Origin of the sequence: Cognatundibacterium oligocarboniphilum (genome assembly GCF_013377855.1) — a bacterium.
Classification (GTDB): domain Bacteria; phylum Pseudomonadota; class Gammaproteobacteria; order Burkholderiales; family Burkholderiaceae_D; genus Undibacterium; species Undibacterium oligocarboniphilum.
In genome coordinates, this window is sequence record NZ_JABXYJ010000006.1 from 320,748 (window position 1) to 344,031 (window position 23,284).

The 23,284-nt window shown below is 52.8% G+C and carries 17 protein-coding genes; 14 read left to right on the forward strand and 3 right to left on the reverse strand.

Annotated elements, in window-relative coordinates; genetic code table 11:
* Positions 1–301 precede the first annotated feature (301 nt).
* Complete coding sequence (locus HV832_RS17510) at positions 302–1,957, forward strand: methyl-accepting chemotaxis protein (protein WP_176804209.1); 1,656 nt, start codon at positions 302–304, stop codon at positions 1,955–1,957.
* A gap of 2 nt (positions 1,958–1,959) precedes the next feature.
* On the opposite strand, the gene HV832_RS12705 is transcribed toward HV832_RS17510, so the two are convergent.
* Together HV832_RS12705 and HV832_RS12710 are read right to left on the reverse strand one after the other, a co-directional pair.
* Positions 1,960–2,823 (reverse strand): LpxL/LpxP family acyltransferase, encoded by an 864-nt coding sequence (locus tag HV832_RS12705; RefSeq protein WP_176804210.1) that lies wholly within the window; start codon positions 2,821–2,823, stop codon positions 1,960–1,962.
* A complete protein-coding gene (locus HV832_RS12710; RefSeq protein WP_176804211.1) occupies positions 2,820–3,677 on the reverse strand; it encodes a lysophospholipid acyltransferase family protein in 858 nt (285 codons plus the stop codon). Before HV832_RS12710 ends, HV832_RS12705 begins: the two co-directional genes overlap by 4 nt.
* Before the next feature lie 232 nt (positions 3,678–3,909).
* Between HV832_RS12710 and metK the strand changes: the two genes are divergently transcribed.
* The 13 genes from metK (at position 3,910) to HV832_RS12775 (ending at position 21,852) form a co-directional block, all read left to right on the forward strand.
* Positions 3,910–5,091 carry a methionine adenosyltransferase gene (metK, locus tag HV832_RS12715; protein WP_176804212.1) on the forward strand — a complete coding sequence of 394 codons (1,182 nt, stop codon included), beginning with the start codon at positions 3,910–3,912 and terminating at the stop codon, positions 5,089–5,091.
* Positions 5,092–5,164: 73 nt separating this feature from the next.
* Entirely contained in the window at positions 5,165–6,040 is an 876-nt protein-coding gene (locus HV832_RS12720; protein WP_176804213.1) for a M14 family zinc carboxypeptidase, read from the forward strand.
* A gap of 182 nt (positions 6,041–6,222) precedes the next feature.
* Positions 6,223–8,334: a prolyl oligopeptidase family serine peptidase gene (locus HV832_RS12725; RefSeq protein WP_176804214.1), complete on the forward strand. Its 2,112-nt coding sequence runs from the start codon at positions 6,223–6,225 to the stop codon at positions 8,332–8,334.
* 159 nt (positions 8,335–8,493) lie between these two features.
* Positions 8,494–10,245, forward strand: a complete 1,752-nt coding sequence (locus HV832_RS12730) for an ABC transporter ATP-binding protein (protein ID WP_176804215.1) — start codon at positions 8,494–8,496, stop codon at positions 10,243–10,245.
* On the forward strand, positions 10,235–11,992 hold the full coding sequence (locus tag HV832_RS12735) for an ABC transporter ATP-binding protein (protein ID WP_176804216.1): 1,758 nt from the start codon (positions 10,235–10,237) through the stop codon (positions 11,990–11,992). Before HV832_RS12730 ends, HV832_RS12735 begins: the two co-directional genes overlap by 11 nt.
* 9 nt (positions 11,993–12,001) lie before the next feature.
* Positions 12,002–14,236 (forward strand): penicillin-binding protein 1A, encoded by a 2,235-nt coding sequence (locus tag HV832_RS12740; protein ID WP_176804217.1) that lies wholly within the window; start codon positions 12,002–12,004, stop codon positions 14,234–14,236.
* Between the two features lie 560 nt (positions 14,237–14,796).
* Entirely contained in the window at positions 14,797–15,234 is a 438-nt protein-coding gene (locus HV832_RS12745; protein ID WP_176804218.1) for a type IV pilin protein, read from the forward strand.
* A gap of 21 nt (positions 15,235–15,255) precedes the next feature.
* Complete coding sequence (locus tag HV832_RS12750; RefSeq protein ID WP_176804219.1) at positions 15,256–15,744, forward strand: GspH/FimT family pseudopilin; 489 nt, start codon at positions 15,256–15,258, stop codon at positions 15,742–15,744.
* A complete protein-coding gene (gene pilV, locus HV832_RS12755) occupies positions 15,741–16,328 on the forward strand; it encodes a type IV pilus modification protein PilV (RefSeq protein WP_176804220.1) in 588 nt (195 codons plus the stop codon). Before HV832_RS12750 ends, pilV begins: the two co-directional genes overlap by 4 nt.
* A gap of 2 nt (positions 16,329–16,330) precedes the next feature.
* The gene (locus HV832_RS12760) at positions 16,331–17,374 is read left to right on the forward strand and encodes a PilW family protein (protein WP_223827268.1); all 1,044 of its coding nucleotides are present in this window, start codon (positions 16,331–16,333) and stop codon (positions 17,372–17,374) included.
* Positions 17,375–17,845 (forward strand): pilus assembly PilX family protein, encoded by a 471-nt coding sequence (locus tag HV832_RS12765; protein ID WP_176804221.1) that lies wholly within the window; start codon positions 17,375–17,377, stop codon positions 17,843–17,845.
* Between the two features lie 108 nt (positions 17,846–17,953).
* Positions 17,954–21,073: a pilus assembly protein gene (locus tag HV832_RS12770; RefSeq protein WP_176804222.1), complete on the forward strand. Its 3,120-nt coding sequence runs from the start codon at positions 17,954–17,956 to the stop codon at positions 21,071–21,073.
* Positions 21,074–21,249: 176 nt separating this feature from the next.
* The gene (locus tag HV832_RS12775) at positions 21,250–21,852 is read left to right on the forward strand and encodes an energy transducer TonB (RefSeq protein WP_176804223.1); all 603 of its coding nucleotides are present in this window, start codon (positions 21,250–21,252) and stop codon (positions 21,850–21,852) included.
* A gap of 126 nt (positions 21,853–21,978) precedes the next feature.
* Here HV832_RS12775 and metC read toward each other — a convergent pair whose 3' ends face one another.
* Positions 21,979–23,193: a cystathionine beta-lyase gene (gene metC / locus HV832_RS12780; protein WP_176804224.1), complete on the reverse strand. Its 1,215-nt coding sequence runs from the start codon at positions 23,191–23,193 to the stop codon at positions 21,979–21,981.
* Positions 23,194–23,284: the final 91 nt, after the last annotated feature.

Here is a 23,284-nt window from a genome sequence, read left to right on the forward strand (position 1 = left end):
AGAGCAGTCCTACCGGTGCAGCCCGTATTGATTTAGATCATATCCTGTACAAGCAAGAGCATGCTGATGCACACGAGGTAACGCTGCTTGATGAAGCGCAAGATTCAACGTTATTCAACAATGTTCCTACGCCATCCCTGCAAGAATCTCACTGATCTCAGTGCGCCTCACATCAACTCCACGCTGGCGCATTGATCTCTTCCTTTCCGGTCCGGCAGACCGGAAAGGAAAACGCCATGTAACAATTGAAAGTCAGCCAATTATCCATTGATCAGGTTCAGTTTATTTTGACGGAAAACAGATGAAAATTCCTACTCTTACCCTTGGGCAGAGACTGGCCCTGAGCTTTGCAACTGTCTGCATTCTGATGGTGGTCATCATGATCATCGCGATTGTCATGCTGGGCCGGGTCAATGAAAGCACCAACGATATCGCCAGTGACCGGCTTCCCAAAATTCTCAAGACCTACGAAACACAAAGCGAAATCGACAGTATCGCAATTGCATTACGTAATATGATGCTCAACGAAGACCCGGCTGACCGCCAGAAACAGATGGACCGGATATTACAGGCACGAAAGGTAATCCGTGAAAATGATGCATTGTTCGAACGTATCATTATCCTGCCTGCTGCGCTGCCGATCTTGCACCGGATGCAGGAAGCAGGTACGCAATATCTGGCAGGCCAGGAAAAATTGCTGAAACTGATCAATGAAGGCACGCCGGAACAGGCACGCGCCAGTCTGAACAACGAACTGCGCCCTGTTCTCGCCCGCTATAAACAATCGCTCGCAGAGATGATTGTCTTTCAAAAGGATGTAACCGATACCCGTAATCAGGCTGCAAAAGATGATTATGCCAACGCCCGCTGGTTGACGCTCAGTATCGGCAGCATCGCGCTGATTCTGGCCGCCGGAATCGCTTACACACTCACACGCAGCCTGGTAAAGCAATTGGGTGGAGAACCTGCGTATGCCGCTGAAATTGCCAGTCTGATCGCTCACGGCGATCTGACAACACCGATTGAATTACATCCGTCGGATCAGGGCAGCATGCTCTACACCATCAGGATGATGCGGGATAGACTGGCAGATATCGTCGGCGGCGTGCGCTCCGGTACGGATACCATCGTTACGGCCTCGACACAGATTGCATCAGGCAATCAGGATCTCTCTGACCGTACAGAGCAACAGGCAGGGTCACTGGAAGAAACTGCGTCATCCATGGAAGAACTGACTGCCACGGTTGGGCAAAATGCCGCACATGCCTCCCAGGCCAGCCAACTGGCTGCCAACGCATCCTCGGTTGCGATTAAAGGCGGACAGATTGTGCAGGAAGTGGTGCATTCCATGCACACGATTCATTCGTCCTCAGGAAAAATTGTGGACATTATCGGCGTAATTGACGGTATTGCATTTCAAACCAATATTCTGGCGCTGAATGCCGCAGTAGAAGCGGCACGTGCCGGTGAGCAGGGTCGCGGATTCGCCGTCGTCGCAGCGGAAGTGCGTAATCTGGCGCAACGCAGCGCCAATGCTGCGCGTGAAATCAAAACGCTGATTCAGGCTTCTGCGGAAGAGGTATCGCATGGCAGCGCACTGGTACAGGAAGCCGGCAGCACTATCCAGGAATTAGTGGCGAGTGTGCAGCGTGTGAACGATATCATTCATCATATTTCCAATGCCAGCCATGAACAGAGCAGCGGTATCCAGCAAGTGAATCAGGCGATTACCAGCATGGATGAGGTAACCCAGCAAAATGCGGCGCTGGTTGAAGAATCTGCGGCAGCGGCAGAAAGCCTGCGCGAGCAAGCCATTGAATTATCGGGTCTGGTCAGTATTTTCAAGCTGCACCGGATGGAGCAATCCATCACATCCAGACCAGTCCGGTTGCTGAAAACGCCACAAGACAGCGATTCACCGTCTGTACGGCGTCAATCCCTGTCCTATGCCGCTTAAAGTCAATACACGCCGGGTTCACCGGGTGGCCGTGTTTTAAACCGCTTGTGAGCCCAGAAATATTCTGCAGGTGCTTTCAGCACTTCCTGTTCAATAAACGCATTCATCTGACGGGTCGCCGCCGTGATATCGTCACCCGGATAATGCTCCCAGGGAGCATGAAAACAGACTTTCCAGCCGCGATAATCCGGCAGCATCGTGGCAATCACCGGTACGACTTTCGCCTGCGTGCTGGCAGCCAGGCGTGGCATGGCTGTCAGCGTGGCAGCGGGAACGCCGAAAAAAGGAATGAATTCTGCATTTTTGGCGCCAAAATCCATATCCGGTAACATGAAGTAAGGTAGTTTTTCCTGCATCGCCCGGATAATCGGCTTCACGCCTTCGGCACGGGAAAACAGCTTCACCGGACGAAACCGCGACCGCCCCTGCCGCAATGCCTGATCAAAAACCTTATTGCGCTGCTCGGTATAGATGGAGCACAGCGATGACTCCAGCATCACCGCAACCCCGGCGACATCGAGACACACAAAATGCGGACAAAGCAAAATGGTCGGGCCGGACTGAATCAACGCCAGCGGCACAGCAGGCTCAACCTGAATCAGTTTTTTCAGACGCGTTTCAGATGCCCACCACAGAACGCCCCGCTCCAGAACACTGCGCGCATACAGTTGAAAATGACGCCGGGCAATCTGTCGCCGTTCTTCTTCACTGCGCTCCGGCAGGCACAGGCGAAGGTTCGTCAGGGTAATATGGCGTCGCTTCCTGATAACAAAAAACAGGAGATTACCTAAGCCCTCGCCCATGCGTCCAAGCACCGGCAAAGGCAGCCAGTGCAACAACCACATCAGCACCAGCACCAGTCTCATGACTGCTCCGGTTGCACAGCATCCGGTCCGGCAACGCCTTGCGGTGTTTTATAACGGTTATAACTCCAGAAATACTGCGCCGGAGAACGTGCAATCAGTTTTTCCATGGCCCGGTTAATCGCCTCTGCCTGGGTCACGGCATCCTCACCCAGTTCCTCATCAAATGCGACGAAGCGAACTACATATCCGCGTCCGCCCGGCAAACGTTCTGCATAGGTCAGAATGATGGGAGAACCAGTCATACTGTGCAATTTGGCGGACAATGTCATGGTGTATGCCGGTTTGCCAAAAAACCTGGCCCAGACACCTTCACCCTGTTGCGGTACCTGATCCGGCAATAAACCGATTGCCTCTCCTTTTTTAAGCGCTTTCGCCATAATCCGGACGCCGGACAAATTGGTCGGTGCCAGCAGCAGATTATCTCTGGCGCGCGCGCCCTCGATCAGAGGCTTAAGTGCTTCCTTGCGGGGTGGCCGGTACAACACTGTCAGCCGGGTCCGGGCTGCAATTTTCTGCGCCACAATTTCAAAACAGCCGAGATGCGGCGTCAGGAAGATGACGCCTTTTTTCTGATCCAGCGCCTGCTGCACGAGCTCCCAGTTCTCCATTTCGGCAGTTTTCAACACCCGCTCAGGTCTGGCGCACCAGATAAACGGAAGTTCCAGTACATTTTTACCCGCCTCCTGCACTGCGACCCGTAAATGCTGGGAAAAACCGGCTCTTCCCAGATTTTCCTGCAGACGACGACGATATGAACCAGATAACAGATAGACCAGCCAGCCCAGCACACTCCCAGTGAAATGCAGCACTGAAAGCGGAAGCAGCGATAAAAAACGGAATAAAGTGACAAGCATGACGCTGCTCAAGAATTCATGAAATGTGGAGGGGTATTCGACATAGTTAAAGCAGAAGGCGTAAAATAGCACACATTGGCAAACCGTTGGCCGCTCATTGAGCAAACGACAACCTGCCACCGCCGAGTTAACAGACAACTTGCGAGGCGGTTTATAAAACTCGCTAAAGCGTCGCAGGATCTCTATTCGACTGCGGCACATTTTTTTCGGTCATTTTTTACAGGAGCCTGCGATGGCAAATGATTTTCTCTTCACCTCAGAATCCGTGTCGGAAGGACATCCGGATAAAGTTGCGGACCAGATTTCCGATGCGATTCTGGACGCAATTCTCGAACAAGACCCTTATTCCCGTGTAGCAGCGGAAACCCTGACCAATACCGGTCTGGTCGTGCTGGCCGGTGAAATCACCACCCAGGCCAATGTCGATTACATTCAGGTCGCACGCGACACCATCAAGCGCATCGGCTACGACAATACTGAATACGGCATCGATTACAAAGGTTGCGCCGTGCTGGTCGCGTATGACAAGCAATCCAACGATATCGCCCAGGGTGTCGATCGCGCCAGCGACGATTATCTGAACATCGGCGCTGGCGACCAGGGGCTGATGTTTGGCTATGCCTGCGACGAAACGCCGGAACTGATGCCAGCACCGATTTACTACGCGCACCGTCTGGTCGAGCGTCAGGCGCAATTGCGCAAGGACGGCCGCCTGCCCTTCCTGCGCCCGGACGCCAAATCCCAGGTCACCATGCGCTATGTCGATGGCAAGCCGCACAGCATTGATACCGTTGTGCTGTCGACGCAACACAGCCCGGATCAAAGTGAAACATCGAGCAAGATGAAGCAATCCTTCATCGAGGCCGTGATTGAGGAAATCATCAAGCCGGTACTGCCGAAAGAATGGCTGCAAGACACCAAATATCTAATTAATCCGACCGGTCGCTTCGTCATCGGCGGCCCGCAAGGCGATTGCGGTCTGACTGGCCGAAAAATCATCGTCGATACCTACGGCGGTGCCTGCCCGCACGGCGGCGGCGCATTTTCCGGCAAAGACCCGACGAAGGTGGACCGTTCTGCCGCCTACGCAGCACGCTACGTCGCCAAAAACATCGTCGCTGCCGGTCTGGCGCGCCAGTGCCAGATTCAGGTTGCTTACGCCATCGGCGTAGCACGCCCGATGAACGTCACGGTGTATACCGAGGGCACTGGCGTGATTCCGGATGAGCAGATCGCCGCGCTGGTGAATGCCCACTTTGACCTGCGCCCGAAAGGCATCATCCAGATGCTGGATCTGTTGCGCCCGATTTACTCCAAAACAGCGGCTTATGGTCATTTTGGCCGTGAAGAACCGGAATTCAGCTGGGAGCGCACCGACAAAGCGGCCGTGCTGCGGGCGGCTGCCGGTCTGTAACGCTTGAAAGGTCAGTCGCACGATGCAATGGAGTCAGTGGTACCGTTATTTCATTGCATCGTGTGCTTTTCGAATGCCGCGGGCAGTTCTACTGTCCTTTTTTCTTATCGCTGAAACCAGTGCGGCAGCTTATACGCCGCGCCCATCAAAAATCACCGACTGGTGCACACCGCTGGTTGCCAGACTGCCTAAAATCAGCCTGCATGAGTGTCTCGGCAGCAAACTGTCACCCGCCGGCGCTTCCTCGCTCAATGGTTTCCCCTTGCTGATACGCGATCTGCCGGCGGATGCCAGGCACACTCCGGCAATCAGAGTGCTCTTGCTGGGCGGTATTCATGGCGATGAGCAAACATCTTCCGCCATCGTATTCAAGTGGCTCGGCAATCTTCAATCCGGTGCGCCGGAATTTCAATGGAAAATCGCTCCCGTCGTCAATCCTGATGGCCTGCTGGCGCCGAAACCAGTGCGTGTGAATGCCCGCGGCATCGATCTGAACCGTAATTTCCCGACACCGGACTGGCAAAAGGAAGCCCCCGGCTACTGGGCTCGCGTGACCCGCAAAGACCCACGTCGCTATCCAGGCAAAGCACCGATTTCAGAACCGGAAAGCCGCTGGGTCTATGACCTGATCGAAAAATACAAACCCGATGTGATTATTTCTGTACATGCCCCATTCGGGGTACTCGATTTCGACGGCCCGACAACACCGCCCAGCCGTTTTGGCAGGCTGGTATATAACCGGGTCGGCGTCTATCCAGGATCCCTCGGTAATTACAGTGGTATTCACAAAGACATTCCCGTCGTGACCATCGAATTACCCAACGCTACGCAAATGCCCCCGGAAGCAGAAATTCAACGCATCTGGCTCGATATGCAGAAATGGATACGGCTGCATGTCGCAGCACCGCTCAGGACAGCCAAAAACGCTTCTTCCGGTGTTGATCGCTAAGAAATTTATTGCATTCACGCACATCTCGGCGCCTCAGTCCGATAGCGCCATCCACGATTGAATCTTATCGCTACTGAACTTATCGGCCACAAAATGGTCGATACAGATTCCCATTGAGGAGACACTATCCGCGATCAGCACTGATCCGGACATTATAAAAAATCTCATCCAAAAACTGAAAAATGCGCCCATCTCTCAAAATTATTTCGACAATTTATTTGCTCGGTCTGGCAGGTATCGCTGCCGCACAGAGCAATGATCCTTATCAATGGCTGGAGGATGTCTCCGGCGACAAGGCTTTGCACTGGGTCAGAGAACAGAATCAGATTACCCGGGACAAATTAAAACAGGATGCCGGCTACCGGCAACTGCGTCAGGATTTACTGGTCGTGCTGAATTCCAAAGACCGGATTCCCGGCATCCATAAAATGGGAAACGCGGTTTATAACTTCTGGACTGATGCCGACCATCCGCGCGGCGTATGGCGTAAAACATCCCTGGAGGAATACCGGAAAAAACAGCCTGTCTGGGAAACCGTGCTGGATGTGGATGCCCTGGCGAAAACAGAGAAAGAAAACTGGGTCTACAAAGGCAGCAACTGCCGTGAACCCGTCTTTGACCGGTGCCTGATCCAGCTATCACACGGAGGCGCCGATGCCGTGGTTTTACGGGAATTTGATCTGAACAGCAAAAGCTTCGTGAAAGATGGCTTCATACTGCCGGAAGCCAAAATGACCGTTGACTGGCGTGACAAAGACAGCCTGTATGTGGCCACGGATTTTGGTTCCGGCTCACTGACCGATTCAGGATATGCACGCATCGTCAAAACCTGGAAACGCGGCACCCCGCTGGACAATGCTGATACGCTGCTGGAAGGGGAAAAAACAGACATGAGTGTCAGCGCCCAGAACAGTCTGCATCATGGGATTGAGCATCATCTGGTGCACCGCCAGATCACGTTCTACACTTCGGAAACGTATTTGCTGGAAGATGGCAAATTAAGCAAACTCGACATCCCATCCAAAGCCGATGTCGGTTTCTTTAACACCCAGATGCTGGTGACACCGCGTGAAAACTGGAATACCGGCGGGAAAATTTACAAGTCAGGAAGTGTTCTTGCCATTGATTTCACGGCATTCCAAAAAGGCAATCGTGAATTCACCATTTTATTTGAACCGGAGCCTGGCACATCTTATACAGGTTCAGCCGCAACGCAGAGTTATCTGCTGCTACAGTCACTGGACAATGTAAAGAGTCATCTCGTGGAATGGAAATTCGCCGATGGAAAATGGACTTCCCGTCAGGTCAGCCTGCCAACAATGGGGACAGTCACAGTAAGACCAGTTGATGATAACAACAGCGACGATTACCTGCTGCGTTATTCTGATTATCTGACTCCCGATGTCTTGCTGATGGCTCATGCCGGCAATGATCTGCGCGAACCATTAAAATCTGCCCCGACTTTTTTTGATGCCACCCCTTACGAAATCGCACAACAGTTTGCCACCTCAAAAGACGGTACCAAGGTGCCTTATTTCATCGTCAAACGTAAAGACATGCCTTACGACGGTCAGAATCCGACTCTGCTGTACGGCTATGGCGGATTCCAGATTTCCCTGACACCGTCCTATTCCGGCGGTCTGGGAAAAACCTGGCTGGAAAAAGGCGGCGTCTATGTGGTGGCAAATATTCGCGGTGGCGGTGAATTCGGCCCACGCTGGCACCAGGCGGCACTCAAAGAAAACCGTCAGCGCGCCTACGATGATTTTGCCGCAGTTGCAGAAGACCTGATCAGCACCAAAGTCACCTCGCCGCGGCATCTTGGCGCCATGGGCGGCAGCAACGGCGGCCTGCTGGCAGGTGTTGCGCTGACTCAGCGTCCTGACCTGTTTAATGCAGTCGTGAGCCAGGTTCCCCTGCTCGATATGCAGCGTTTTAACCAGCTGCTGGCAGGTGCATCGTGGATGGGCGAATACGGCAATCCGGATATTCCGGCGGAGTGGGCTTATATCCAGCGCTATTCGCCTTATCAGAACGTGAAAGCCGGGGTTCAGTACCCGAATGTCCTGTTCATCACCTCTACCCGTGACGACCGCGTTCATCCGGGTCATGCCAGAAAAATGGCGGCAAAAATGCTGGATCAGGGTCATAAAAATGTGTGGTACTACGAAAATACAGAGGGAGGGCACGGTGGCGCAGCAAACAATGAGCAACGCGCTGACATGAGTGCGATTACCTATGCCTTCCTGTGGAATATGCTGCAACCGGCGAACAGTGCCTATGCGGTGCATTAAACGGGCAATCCGGTAGCGTCTGGCAGTACCATTCAATGAATGGCCGGACTGGGGCGGATTTTATCGATTCCGCCGGATGACGATTTTAAAACCCGTTTACAATGCCATTTACCATCCGTTATCCCCTCCGGATAACGGATTTTTATTTTCAGAATCGGCATGACACTGGCTCAATTACTCAAGCAATTTATTTCCCGTCACTGGCAACAATATGTTGCCGCTGCTGCCATGCTGTTTTCGGTTGCAGTGCTGACGGTCCTGATACCACGCAGAGTCGGCAGTGTGATCGACGGCATGGTGAGACATCAGCTGGATCAGCAAGGTATGCTGAAGGAACTGGCGATTCTGCTGCTGATGGGAGTGGCGATCTATTTTCTGCGGGTCGGCTGGCGTATGCAGTTATTTACCGCCTCGTATCAGCTCGGCGTCGAATTGCGTACCCGTTTGTATCAGCGGTTGAGTGTGCAAGGGCAGGATTTTTTCCAGAAACAGCGTACCGGCGATCTGATGGCGCTGGGCACCAACGATGCCGATGCGATTGAGCTGGCAGCCGGTGAGGCCGCGCTGGCCGGATTCGACGGCTCCCTGACATTCGCACTGGTGATCGGCATGATGCTGCTGGGTGTGGACTGGCGGCTGGCAATTGCAGCGCTGCTGCCCTTCCCTTTCATGGCATGGGCTTTCAAAAAAATTACGCATCATGTGCATGAGGCTTCCCGCCTTTCTCTGGAACGTTTCAGCAAGCTGAACGATCAGGTACAGGAAACGCTGGCCGGCGTGAGGACTTTGCGCGCCCTGGGTCTGGAACAACAAAGTGCCGCGCAATTCGCTGAACTGGCAGAAAATGCTTCGGATGCCAGCCTGTCGGCGCAGCGCTGGGAGGCAGCCTACGAACCCGCCGTCGGCATTACCCTGACCAGTGCCGGTGCATTGACACTGGGTGTTGGGGGCTATCTGGTCTGGCACAATGAAATGACGATTGGCGCACTGACCAGCTTTTCCATGTATCTGGGACAGCTGATCTGGCCGATGTTTGCTGCAGGCTGGGTGCTGTCGCTAATGGAAAGAGGAAAAGCGGCCTGGGCCAGGCTGGAACCGGTGCTCAACATGGAAGTCTCCGTGCAGGACAATGGGGTATTGCGAGATCCGCCGACAGGCGACATCCTGTTCCGCAAGGTGAGCTATCTTTATGCCGGCCAGGCGCACACCGCGCTGGCAGAAATTGACCTGCGACTGGAACCGGGCAAAACCCTGGGCATTGTTGGTCCGACCGGTTCAGGCAAATCCACCATCATCCGCCTCTTGCTGCGCCAGATTGAAACCAGACAGGGCGACATTCTCTGGGGCCAGCATCCTCTTGCAGATTATTCGCTACACAGTCTGCGGTCAGCCATCAACTGGGTTCCCCAGGAACCATTTCTGTTTTCAGCCTCGATCGCAGAAAATATCGCACTGGCCAATCCGGCCGCCAGCCGGGAGCAGATCATGCATGCCGCGACCCTTGCTGCGATACATGACGACATCATGCGCTTTCCACAGGGCTATGACACGCCGGTCGGTGAACGCGGCGTTACCTTATCCGGCGGACAGCGACAACGGGTCGCCATTGCACGCGCGCTGCTGACAGACAGTCCGCTGCTATTGCTGGATGATGCGTTGTCAGCGGTGGATACCGATACTGAAACCCGCATACTCCAGCATCTGCATCATTTGCAGCATCAGCAGACCCGGCGTTGCGCCATCATTGTCAGCCATCGCCTCAGCGCCGTCGCAGAGACCGATCATATTCTTGTGTTACGTGATGGAAAAATCACCGAGCAGGGAAAACATCAGGAATTGGTGGAAGCAGGCCACTGGTACGCCACGCAGTGGCGCTATCAGCAACTGGAGGCAAGTTTAGATGCAGCATGAATTGAATACCCGCCCGTCTGAAAAAAAACTCGCGGTGCAATTACTGTTGCAAGCGGCACAACCGGAAAAAAGTCACGTGCTGGCAGGCATTTTCTTCCTGCTGACCGCTGCCGGACTGGAAGCCGTCGGCCCTTTGCTGGGCAAGGCATTTATTGACCGCTATCTGCTGCCTCATCAGATCGACTGGCCAATCGTGATATTGCTGCTGGCAGCCTATGTATTCACCGGCTGGGGCGCCACGTGGCTGCGTTATCTGCAGCTCACGCGACTGGCCGGCGTGGCGATGCGTTCCGTCCGGCGGCTGCGGGAACAGGTTTATGGTCATGTCCTGCGCTTGCCTATGTCCTTCTTTGACAAAGCCATTACCGGACAGCTAGTGAGCCGCGTCACCAATGATACGGAAGCCGTCAAAAACCTGTATGTCCAGGTGTTGTTCGTCATGCTCGACAGTTCGATTGTCGTTCTTGGCGCCTTGGCCGCCATGGCATGGCTGGAATGGCGGCTGATGCTGATTGTCACCATGCTGATTCCGGCGGTGGTGATGATTGTCTGGTTTTATCAGCGCTGGAGCGCACCAGCCGTCAGCAAAGCACGTCAGCTGCGCAGCGAGATCAATGCCCAGGTGGCAGAAAGCATCAGCGGCATGAGCACGCTCCAGGCCAGCAATGCAACGCAGCGTTTCGGGGAGCGCTTTGCCAGCACCAACCAACAACATTACCAGGCACGGCTTGATGAACTGCGGGCCAATGCCTGGCTGCTGCGGCCTGCGCTGGATTTTTTGAATTCCGTATTGCTGGTCGTGGTGATTTTCTGTTTTGGCCAACAGAATTTTTCTGGTGTTGAAATCGGCATCCTGTACGCTTTTGTCAGCTACATTGCCCGCGTGGTCGATCCGCTGATTCAGATTACTTTGCAATTTGGACAGATACAGCAGGCCGTTGTTTCTGCCGCGCGGGTCAATACCCTGCTGCATGAAACACGCACCCCGGATACCAGCCAGAACGCCGCTATGCACAGCGGCGAAGTGGAGATTGAACATCTGAGTTTTGGCTATGATCCGGCGCATCCGGTGTTGCAGGATATTCACCTGCGGATTCCATCCGGCAGCTTCTTTGGTGTCGTCGGCCATACCGGCAGCGGTAAATCCACACTGATGAGTCTGTTACTGCGCTTTTATGCAGCCCAGTCTGGTCAGATTCGTATTGACGGTCATCGTCTGTCCGATTTTTCGGATGCCTATTTTCGCAGTCATGTGGGACTGGTACCGCAAGAGCCGTTCCTGCTGGCAGCCAATGCGCGGGACAATATCGCAATGGGCAGGCCTCTGTCCGATGCAGACATCACGGCGGCGGCAAAAGCAGCACATGTTCATGATTTTATCTTACAGCTTGAAAATGGTTATGACACATCGCTGGGCGAAGGCGGCGCCCGCCTCTCTACCGGGCAAAAGCAGTTGATTGCCATTGCCAGGGCGCTGGCAGGGAAGCCGCGCATCCTGTTTCTGGACGAAGCCACATCGCATATTGACAGCGAAACCGAACAGATCGTGCAACTGGCATTAAACGAATTGCGGGGCAAGGTCACGATCATTGCCATTGCGCACCGTTTGTCCACGATTCGTGAAGCAGACAACATCATTGTCCTGAATCACGGCAAGCTTGCTGAACAGGGCGCTCATCAGGAACTGATGCAGCTGGAACAGGGAATTTATCAGAAACTGTATTTATTGCAGACGCTGGAAGATTAAGGAAAAAAAATGAAATGGATACTGGCGCTGACTGCTGCCGCAGGTGTACTGATCGCGGGCATACTGGCTTATGTGTTTCTGGTGCTGGCTCCCGGCTTGCCGGCACTCGATGCCGTGACCGATTACCAACCCAAAATTCCGCTGCGGATTTATACCGCGGATAATGCCCTGATCGGAGAATTTGGTGAAGAACACCGGGATTTTGTGCCTATCAAAGACATCCCTGCTGTCATGAAAAACGCCTTGCTGTCGATTGAAGATGCCCGTTTTTATGAGCATCACGGTGTCGATTTTATCGGTGCAACACGTGCACTGCTGGCGGATCTGGGTGGAGGCTTCCATCAGGGCGCCTCCACGATCACGATGCAGGTCGCCAGGAATTTTTTTCTGACGCAGGAAAAAACCCTGAACCGCAAGGCAAAGGAAATCCTGCTGACTTTCCGTATTGAATCTGCACTGACCAAAGATCAGATTCTGGAACTGTATATGAACCAGATTTATCTGGGTCAGCGCACTCATGGATTTTCCAGCGCTGCCCGTACTTACTTTGGTAAATCACTGGATCAGCTGACGATTGCCGAGGCAGCCATGCTGGCGGGGATTCCGCAAAACCCGGTCCGGCACAATCCGGCAGTCAATCCGCAACGCGCCAAAGAACGACAGATTTTAGTGTTAAAAAGTATGCTGAAAAAAGGCGTCATCACGGAGGCGCAATACGATCAGGCCAGCAAAGAACATCTGACGATCACTGGCAGACAACAATTTGACTCACATGCGGATTATGTTGCGGAGATGGTACGTCAGCAGATCGTTGCGGAATATAAGGACGCCGCCTACACCTCGGGCATCAAGGTCTATACCACGCTGTTGAAAGCAGACCAGGATGCGGCTTATGAAGCCGTGCGCAAAAACATCCTGATTTACGATCAGCGTCATGGCTACCGCGGACCGGAAGTTTTTATCCGCCTCCCTCAAAACGAGGATGAAAGAGATGACGCGATTGATGAAGTATTGCGGCAACATCCCGCGAATGACAAATTACTGGCGGCAGTCGTCACGGAATCCAGTCCAAAACTGATCAAAGCTGAGCTGGCTTCCGGTGAGAGCATCGAGATCAGTGGCGACGGCCTGCGCTTTGCAGCCGGGGCTTTGCAAAGCAATGCCAAGTCAGATCTGAAAATTGTTCCGGGAGCCGTGATCCGTATAATTCAGGATAGCAAAAAACATTGGGGCGTTACTCAGTTACCGGAAGTAGAAGGCGCTTATGTGGCGCTGGACGCGAGCACTGGCGCATACCGGGCGCTGGTCGGTGGTTTTGATTTTAATCGTAAGAAATTCAATCATGTGACCAGCGGCTGGCGTCAACCGGGCTCCAGCATCAAGCCGTTCATTTATTCTGCGGCACTGGAAAAAGGCTTCACCCCGGCAACGCTGATTAACGATGTCCAGCTCTCGGCGACCAGCGAAGAAGCCTTGCGCTGGGATCCGAGAAATGATGATGGCAAATACGATGGCCCGATCACGATGCGCACAGCCTTGGCGCAATCGAAAAACGTGGTGTCTGTCCGCATTCTGAAGAGCATTGGCATTAATACCGCATATCAGTGGTTACCGCGCTTTGGATTCTCAAAAGACAAACAGCCGGATAATCTGACCATGGCACTGGGCACCGGATCAGTCACACCGTTGCAACTGGCGTCTGCCTATGCGGTATTTGCGAACGGTGGTTATCAAGTCACACCATGGCTGATCAGTAAAATCACAGATGCCAAGGGTAAGGTACTGAAAGAGTTCCCGACTCCCTCCGCTGGTACCGAGGAAACGCGAGTCATTGATGCCCGCAATGCATTCGTGACCGACAGCATGCTGCGCGAAGTGACCCGCAGCGGTACCGGCGCGGCAGCGAGCGTGCGTCTGAATCGCCATGATCTGGCAGGTAAAACCGGTACATCCAGTGAAGCAGTGGATGGCTGGTTTGCCGGCTATGCGGTGAATATTGTTGCTGTCGCCTGGATGGGTTACGACGATCCGAAGTCTCTGGGCAGCCGGGAATTCGGTGCCACGCTCGCGCTGCCAATCTGGATAGACAGTATGCGCGTCAGCCTGAACGGTAAACCGGAAATACAGCGTCCGGTGCCTGACGGCATCAGCAACGCCGAAGGTGACTGGATGTATACCGAATTCCTGAACGGTGCAGGAATCAAAACATTGGACATAGACACAACCAGTGTCACTTCACCCTGAAACATCAAAAAAAATACCCGCAATGACATACGCATTGCGGGCAAACATCCTGACCTTTGGAGGAGAAGCAGTAGGATAGGTGAAATTGTAAACATTCCCGATGACAAGATAATGACAGTTTGGAACATCCCACTTTTCTATGCGTCACAGATCCTGACTCTACCGCATGACGGACCGGACGGTCCTTTCATCGCAAACGTCTGATTCCTGCAACCTGGAATTTTTCAGAAACCGCCAGAGTTGACTGCGGATCAGCATCAACGGCGCATATCTTTCCGAGTATTGTCGTGTATTAGCCGGTATAAAATTTTACAAAAAAATATTCTGCTTTTTTTAAATCAAAATTTTCACTATTGCCACAGCTTCAAGTAGTGGTATCGTCGCCAGGATGTCTGAATACCGCTGTTGTACAAAGACGTCTACTTGAGCAAACCACTTATCCATCAAAACCTGCCATTGGTCAGATTATTGCTGTAAAGCATTACAATCTGTACCTATAATTGATACAGGAACATTCTGCGCCAACAGCGCGGATGATGGAATAACCGGAGATGACGGCAATGAACAGAGATCATTCTGCAGCAGGCAGAATACGAGGCTTTACCCTGATCGAACTTTTAACCGTGATGGCAATTGTGGGGATACTCGCGGCCATTGCCTATCCGTCTTATATTCAGCACGTCATCAAGACGAACCGCTCCGCTGCCCAAAGTTTCATTCTGAGTGCGGCCAATAAGCAGGAGCAATACAACCTCGATGCACGGCAATATGCAACCACCATGGCACTTCTTGGCTTAACCAACATCCCGACTGAAGTATCCAAAAACTATAATGTCACGATAACAGCCAATAACTCGGCAACACCTCCGACGTATACGATTACGGCAACGCCGATCGGTAATCAGCTGAACATGGATACGCAGTGCGGGAGCCTGACGATCGATCAGGTGGGAAACAAGGGAATCTCCGGAACAGGCACTGTGTCCGGTTGCTGGTAAAAATTATTGAAAAGTTCAATCATGTGTTATCCAGATCCTTCAAGACCACTTCAACGCTACGACAGCTTTGGATTTACACTGGTTGAAATGTTGACCGCCATAGCAATCATGGCCATTCTGTCGGCCATCGCTGCCCCAGCGTTCAGAGATTTTATCGCTGGCCAAAAAATTAAAACGGCCACCTATGATCTGTCCTATACACTCACTTTTGCACGCAGCGAAGCGATCAAACGCAATAGCAATGTCACCATCGCAGCAGCCAGCGGTGGCTGGCAAAATGGCTGGGCAGTCAATGCAGGCACAATCAATATCAATCAGCACGAATCTGTTCCTGGTCTGACCATTACCGGCCCGGGTGCCAGCATTATTTACAGCTCAAACGGGCGCATTCAGGCAACCGCTAATCAGACATTCGCCATCAGCAGCACAACTAACCCTAATTCGTCACCACGCTGCATCACGATTAACCTGAGCGGGTTACCCAACACCAAGAAAGGGGCCTGTTCATGAACTTTCATCGGAAAATCCGCCCTATTCAAGCAGGTTACAGCATGATCGAAGTGCTGGTGACGCTGGTGATTCTGATGCTGGGTCTGCTTGGTCTGGTAGGGCTGATGCTGTTAAGCCAGCGCTCAGAAATGGAATCCTATCAACGCGCTCAGGCGCTGGTGTTGCTGCAGGATATGGCTGGACGTATTAATGCAAATCGTACCGCAGCCCCATGCTATGCAATCACAACGGATGCCATCAATGGCACCCCATACCTCGGGGTGAGTTCCAGCGTCACACCATCGTGTTCGTCAGGCTCAGTCGAAGCCTATACCCTTGCCAATAATGACTTGACGGCCTGGAATAATTTACTTACCGGTACTGCAGAACAAAGCGGCACAACGAATCTGGGAGCGATGATCGGCGCCCGCGGCTGCGTCAGTTTTGACTCAGCAAGCGGTACTTATCTGGTCACCGTCGCCTGGCAAGGAAATGGAAAAACTGCCGCGCCCGGATCCGGACTGTCTTGCGGTAAAGGTCTGTATGGCGATGAAACCATGCGGCGTGTTGTCAGTATGCCTTTGCAGATCGCTAACCTGAATTGATCATGATGAATACGACTGTCTCTCCGCTCCCTCGACCTTATACCGGCGATTATCAGACAGGTCTGTCTCTGGTCGAATTAATGATTTCCATCACTATCGGGCTGCTACTGCTGACGGGGATTGCCATGCTGATCACTCAGCAAAGCAGTAGCCGCACAGAAATTGATAAATCAGGACGACAGATAGAGAATGGGCGTTACGCATTAACACTGTTGCAGGATGATATCCAGCATGCCGGGTACTACGGGCAATATTCTGGCGCGCTCACCACACTGACCGCATTACCAAACCCCTGCGCTACCGATATCGCCAGCATTGACGCGTCTCTGGCCATGCCACTGCAAGGTTACGATGCACCAACAACAGTTCCCGACCCGCTGTCCACCTGCCTGCCAGATGCCAATCACGTCAGTGGAACAGATATTCTCGTGGTGCGCAGACTGGAAGCAGATGATACGCTTCCCACAATTTCCACCGCAGTTCCCGGTCAAATTTACGTGCAGGCGACCCCGGACGGTAAAGTGACCGGTTCCGGCAGTGATACCAGCGTGTTTAACCTGACGCAAAAAGATGGAACAACACCGGCTGAATTGCGTAAATACGTGGAACATATTTATTTCATCAGTCCATGCAATGTCTATGCTCCCGGAGCCACAACCTGCACAGGAACAGCAGATGATGGCAACCCGGTACCAACGCTTAAACGGCTGGAAATGTCCGTCACATCGGGAACGACTACGCTTGTCGTAACTCCATTGGTAGATGGTATCCAGAATATGCAGCTTGATTATGGGATTGATAATACAGGATCAGGTGTTCCGGCATTACCGTTTGTCACGGCACCTAATGTGGCTGACTGGCCAAACGTGATGGAGATACAGGTTAATCTGCTGGCGCGAAACAGTGAAACCACGACCGGTTATGTAGACAGCAAAGCGTATAACATGGGACTTGCCGGAACGGTAGGACCATTCTCCGACGCATACAAGCGCCATATCTATACCGCTGCAGTACGCGCCATCAACCCCAGTGGCCGGAGAGAATAAATGATGTATCAAGCACGCTACAAAATGAAGCATCAGCGCGGAGCGACTTTTCTGGTCAGCCTGGTGATGCTGATCGTCCTGACTCTACTGGTCGTCTCAGCAATCCGGATGGGCAATGCCAACCTGAAAACTGTTGGCAATATGCAGGCCAAAAACGAAGCCGCAGCAGCAGCGCAACAGGCAATTGAAACCATCATGAGCAATCTGAATAATTTTTATACGCCGGTCGCCCAGACAATCAGCGTTGATATCAATAACGATGGCGTGCCTGATTACACGGTTAATACCTCTGCGGCGGTATGTCTGAAAATGGTTCCGGTCGAAGGTTACAGCGTTGAGTTTGCCCAGTCGGCGCCGAAAGACACTTACTGGGATATCAAAGCTGTCGTTACCGATAACCGGACCGGTGCCTCGGTCACCTTACATCAGGGTGCAAAAGTACGCATGGATGCAACAGCAACCTGCACATAGAAATTTGACGGACGATCTGCCAGACAGGCAGGTTCACCTGCCTGTCGGAACAAATGCCGGATAACCGTATTTTGAACTGCTACAGAAACGTATCATCAGGAGTTTGCGATGAAATTTTCAAGATTTTTCCATACGATACTGCTTGCGCTACTGGCGTTGAGTGCCTTTACCAGCCAGGCTGCCGATACAGACATATTTAACCAACCGCCCGGAGTAACGCCACCAGCGCCGAATATCATTTTCATTCTGGACAATACGGCAAACTGGTCGAAAGCATCTCAAAAATGGTCCGGCTCGCCTACCCAGGGCCAGGCGGAACTGATTGCGATCAAAAATTTTGTTGCCGGCTTAACCCAGCCGGCCAACGTCGGCCTGATGATGTTTGACGTCAGCACCAAAGATGGCAGTTATGTACGTTATGGCGTACGCAGCATGAGCGTCAGCAATAACAATGCCGCATTGCAGGATATTGTTTCTTATATCTCGGCAAACGTGAATTCACCCAGCGAAAAGATCAATCAGTCTTCTGGCGATTATGCCAATGCGCTATATGAAACCTGGCTTTACCTGACTGGCGCCAATAGCTGGGCCGGTATGGCAGCCAATGCTGACTATTCGGGCAACGCCGTCAGTCACACACCGGCAGGAGAAGGGTTGAGCAGTAACTTCGCCTACAAAGGCTCCGCCAACGGTTCGGCCTACAACACGCCAATCAATACTAATGGTTGCGCTAAAACCTACATTATTTTTATCGGTAACAACCGGCAGGGACAACTCCCCCCCACACCCAGTGCCAGCGATCCGGCAGCGACAACACTTACAGCCTATCACTACACATCCACACCCGATGTCCAGTCTGCGTGGGCGCGTTTCCTGCACCTGCGGCCGGATCTGACGCCAGGCAGTGTCGCTGCCACCAACGGCTCCGTCACCACTTACACAATTGATGCCTACAATGCGCAGCAAAATGTGGCATTTACAAGCATGATGAAAAACATGGCCAAAAATGGTGGCGGTCAATACTTCCAGGCTGGCAGCGATCAGGCGCTGGCAGCCGCATTGCAAAATATTCTGGCCCAGATTCAGGCAGTCAACTCTGTATTTGCATCTGCGTCTCTGCCGGTATCCGTCAGTGTGCGCGGCAGTTATCTGAATCAGGTATATCTGGGTGTTTTCCGTCCCGATCCGATGGCAGCTCCGAACTGGGTTGGTAATCTGAAGCAGTATCAGCTCGGCGTCGATACCGCAACCACGCCACCAACGCTGTTCCTCGCAGATAGTCTCGGCGCACCGGTAGAAAACCAGACCACCGGTTTTATCAATCCGAGCGCAGTCAGCTTCTGGACTCAGTCTTCAACCTTCTGGGATCCGTCTTATTATGTCAATTCGCAAGGTGTCGGCGGTAATTCAGACTCGCCGGATGGTGACCTGGTTGAAAAAGGAGCCGCAGCACAATACGTGCGTACGACCTACGCAACCAGCCAGACCAGTCGTAACATCTATACCTGTACAGGGAATTGTACCGGCGGATCATTATTATCCGCCACACCATTCGATACCAGCAATAGCGCCATCACCAATACCATGCTGGGTGCCACAAGCACTGCAGATCATGATTCCATCATCAACTGGGTTCGTGGCGGCAATACGCAACTTGATGATAATCCATCGCCTGTAGCAACGACTTCCTATATCCGTGGCTTTAATCACGGCGACGTATTACATTCACGCCCGGCAGTTGTAAACTACAACCGTACTGCGGATGACGTCATGCTGTTTTACGGCGGCAATGACGGCATCCTGCATGCTATAAAAGGGGGCCAGAATATCTCTAATAATGACGGCAGTGAACTGTGGGGCTTCATCGCTTCCGAGCACTTTCCGCAATTCAAACGGATGCGCGACCACGCTCCGCTGATTTCGACAACCAATCCCAAACCTTACTTTATGGATGGGTCGGCAACGGTATATACCTATTCTTCTGCTGGCGATGGCAAGATCGATTACACCCGCGGTGACAAGGCCTACCTGTTTGTCACCATGCGACGGGGTGGTCGCTTTGTCTACGCGCTGGATGTCAGCAATCCGGCAGCACCAAAATTCCTTTGGAAACACAGCAATACCGATACGGGATTCACCGAACTCGGCCAAACCTGGTCGGACATGAGAGTCGCGAAACTGCGTTATCAGGCTAATCCGGTTTTGATCTTCGGAATGGGGTATGACGCTACAGCGAATGATCCTATCATACAAGGCACGGCAACCATGGGGCGTGGCGTGATGGTGCTCGATGCAACAACCGGCGCCCTGATCTGGCAGGCCGGCACGTCCGTATCGGGAGCGCTTTACAACCTGACCGTACCGGGTATGAGCTACGCCATTCCATCCAATGTTGCCCTGTATGACTCCAATGGTGATGGAAATATTGATCGGATTTATGTCGCCGATACTGGTGCCAACGTCTGGCGCATCAACGTCGATGACGCCATGCCTGCCAACTGGACAGTGACGAAACTGGCCTCACTGGGAGGCACCGGCATCAATGCACGGAAATTTCTCTATCCGCCCGATATTATCCCTGCCACTACCAGCAACAACTTCGACTCTTTGCTGATCGGATCGGGGGATCGTGAACACCCCTTTGATACCACCATCCAGAATCGCTACTACATGATCAAGGATGATCACAGCCTCAATGCAGTCAGAGCGACCCCGATCATTGAAGGTGCTGCCGGATCAACAACCGGCGTCTCTGGTCAACTGTATGATGTGACCGCCGATACTGTGCAAATGGGCACTGCAGCCCAGGTTGCCGCCACCAATACTGCACTGACCACGGCAAGCGGATGGTATGTCGCCCTGAGTCCTGGTGAAAAAGTGGTGAGCGGCTCAACGACCCTGGCAGGAACTGTTGTTTTCGCCACCAATTTACCTGCAACAGCAGCAACCAATACCTGTACCGGTAATCTCGGTGAGGCACGCATCTATATGCTGAACTACCTCAACGGCGCGTCGACCTTTGATGTCAATCAGAGCCACACGCTGACCATTACGGATCGCTACTCCGTCCGTGCCGGCGGCGGATACCCACCGACCCCGGTTCCGATCTCTGTGCAGATTAACGGTAAGACCTATCAGGGTGTGATCAGCGGCACCAAGGTTATTACACCACCGGCACCAACACTCGGTCGCCGTTACCGGACATACTGGCAGCGAAATATCGATTAATCCTCCTTGAAAAAGGTTCCCCCGGCTAACGCCCTCATGTGATGAGCAATCGCTTTGAGGGCGTCATTGTCAGGGCGTTGCAGCCTCGCATTCGTTTTATACACCCGTTTTGAGCAGGCACCGGAACAGCATTTTGTGAAAAAATAAGCGTTCAACCGAACCCTCCCGCCCGACTCATGAACGCGCGTCTTCTGAAGTTTTTATTGTGCTCCCTGGCCTTACATCTGACATGTTTGTGGATTTTCTGGCGGGGAGACTTCGCTCCCTATGGCACCGTCAAAACTCTGCCCGGTAAAGTAACGGCACCTTCAGGGTTGACGATCCGTATTGTGGCAAGCAGCAAAAACCAGAATCCAGCCATACCTGTGCCCTCCAAAGAGGAAGTGCCGGCAGAGACGCACGATTCATCTGTGAATATAAAAAACTCAAACGAGCAGGCAAAACTGCAGACTGAAAACGTTTTATCTGAAAATTATTTCCCGGCGGGCAGTCTGACCCGCTTGCCAGAACCAGTCACCGATATCGACTTGAATATCCCTGCTATCGATGAAGTAGCTGTGGCAGGAAAAACAGAACTGACGCTGCTGATTGATAGCGACGGCACCGTCGTCAACGTTCTGGAATCTGGTGAGAACGAGGATGAATGGGCTTTTTCCAGATTGATCGCACAACATTTCCGGAATGCCCGCTTTATACCGGGGGAAATCAATGGAAAAGCGGTGAAGTCTGCATTGAAAATCACGGTGATCAGCGAACCCCGTCTCAAACAGGGCGATTGACGGTGCAACGTTATCCAGACTCAGCGTCACACCGTAACAGCCTATATATTGACGTCAGCATTTTCCTGCCCTGACGTCAAAAATAACGAGACAGTTCAGGTAAACATTAACCGTCGCGGCGTATACTCAATCTGCGATTGACACCGGCTCCTCATAATGCAGTTCGCGCATGGCACTGAAACCTGCCCGCAGATCGGCAATCAGATCCGGCACTGCTTCCAGACCGACATGCAGGCGCAGCATCGGCGACTGCCAGCTTTCTGCTTTAACGGTACGGTAATTCGCTGGCCGGGTCGGCAGTATCAGGCTTTCATATCCTCCCCAACTGAAACCGATACCGAATAACTGCGTCCGGTCAATCAATGCCGCAACCTGTGATTCCACGATATCCTGCCGGAATACCACTCCCATCAGACCGCAGGCATATTCAGGTCGGAAATCACGCTTCCATAATGCGTGGCCTGCAGTCCCCTCCAATGGCGGATACAGAATTTCTGCCACTTCCGGTTGTTGCTGCAGCCAGCGAGCAATCTGCTGCGCGCTGTCACGGTGCACAGCCAACCGTGCTGCCATCGTCCGCAAACCACGTAAGGCCAGCGCTGCATCATCACCACCAACAGACATTCCCAGTTGCCGGTAAGTGTCACGAATACGCTGATGCAAAGCCTCATTCGTCAGAATTGCCCCCATCAGCGCATCGGAATGGCCGACGATGTATTTCGTCGCCGCATGAATCGATACATCCACACCCAGCTTAAAAGAAGCCCAGCCAATCGGTGTTGCCCAGGTGCTGTCAGAAACGACCACAGCATCCGCTGCATGCGCAGCAGCAGCAATCGCGGGAATATCCTGAACTTCAAATGTCAGAGAACCGGGAGATTCCACAAATACAACACGGGTTTCCGGTTCAATCAGCGCGGCAATACCGGCACCGATCAACGGGTCGTAGTAAGTGGTGCGAATTCCATGCTGCTTTAACAGACCATCACAAAACTGACGCGTCGGGTCGTATACCGTATCGACCATCAGCAGATGATCTCCGGGGTTCAGCAAGGCCAGCAAAGTCGTGGTGATGGCAGATAATCCTGAAGAAGTCAGCATGCAGGCTGCCGCACCCTCGGCTGCGCATAGCGCTTCCTCCAATGCCAGCGTAGTCTCGGTCGCGTGACGACCATAAGAACGACGGGTACCGTTGGCCTCTTTCAGTGCGGCACAATCGGGAAACAGCATTGTCGAAGCACGCACCAGCGGCGGATTGACTGGCCCATGGTGTGATTTCCCCTTACGCCCGGCATGGGTCAGGCGGGTGGCAGTTTGCAGATCGCTGGTATGTTTGCGCATGAATACTCCATCAATATCAGACCCCGGATTCTTTAATCCGGCTCAGGCCAAGAAGGTATTATCCTAACAATCCTGTATCAGAATTTTTTAC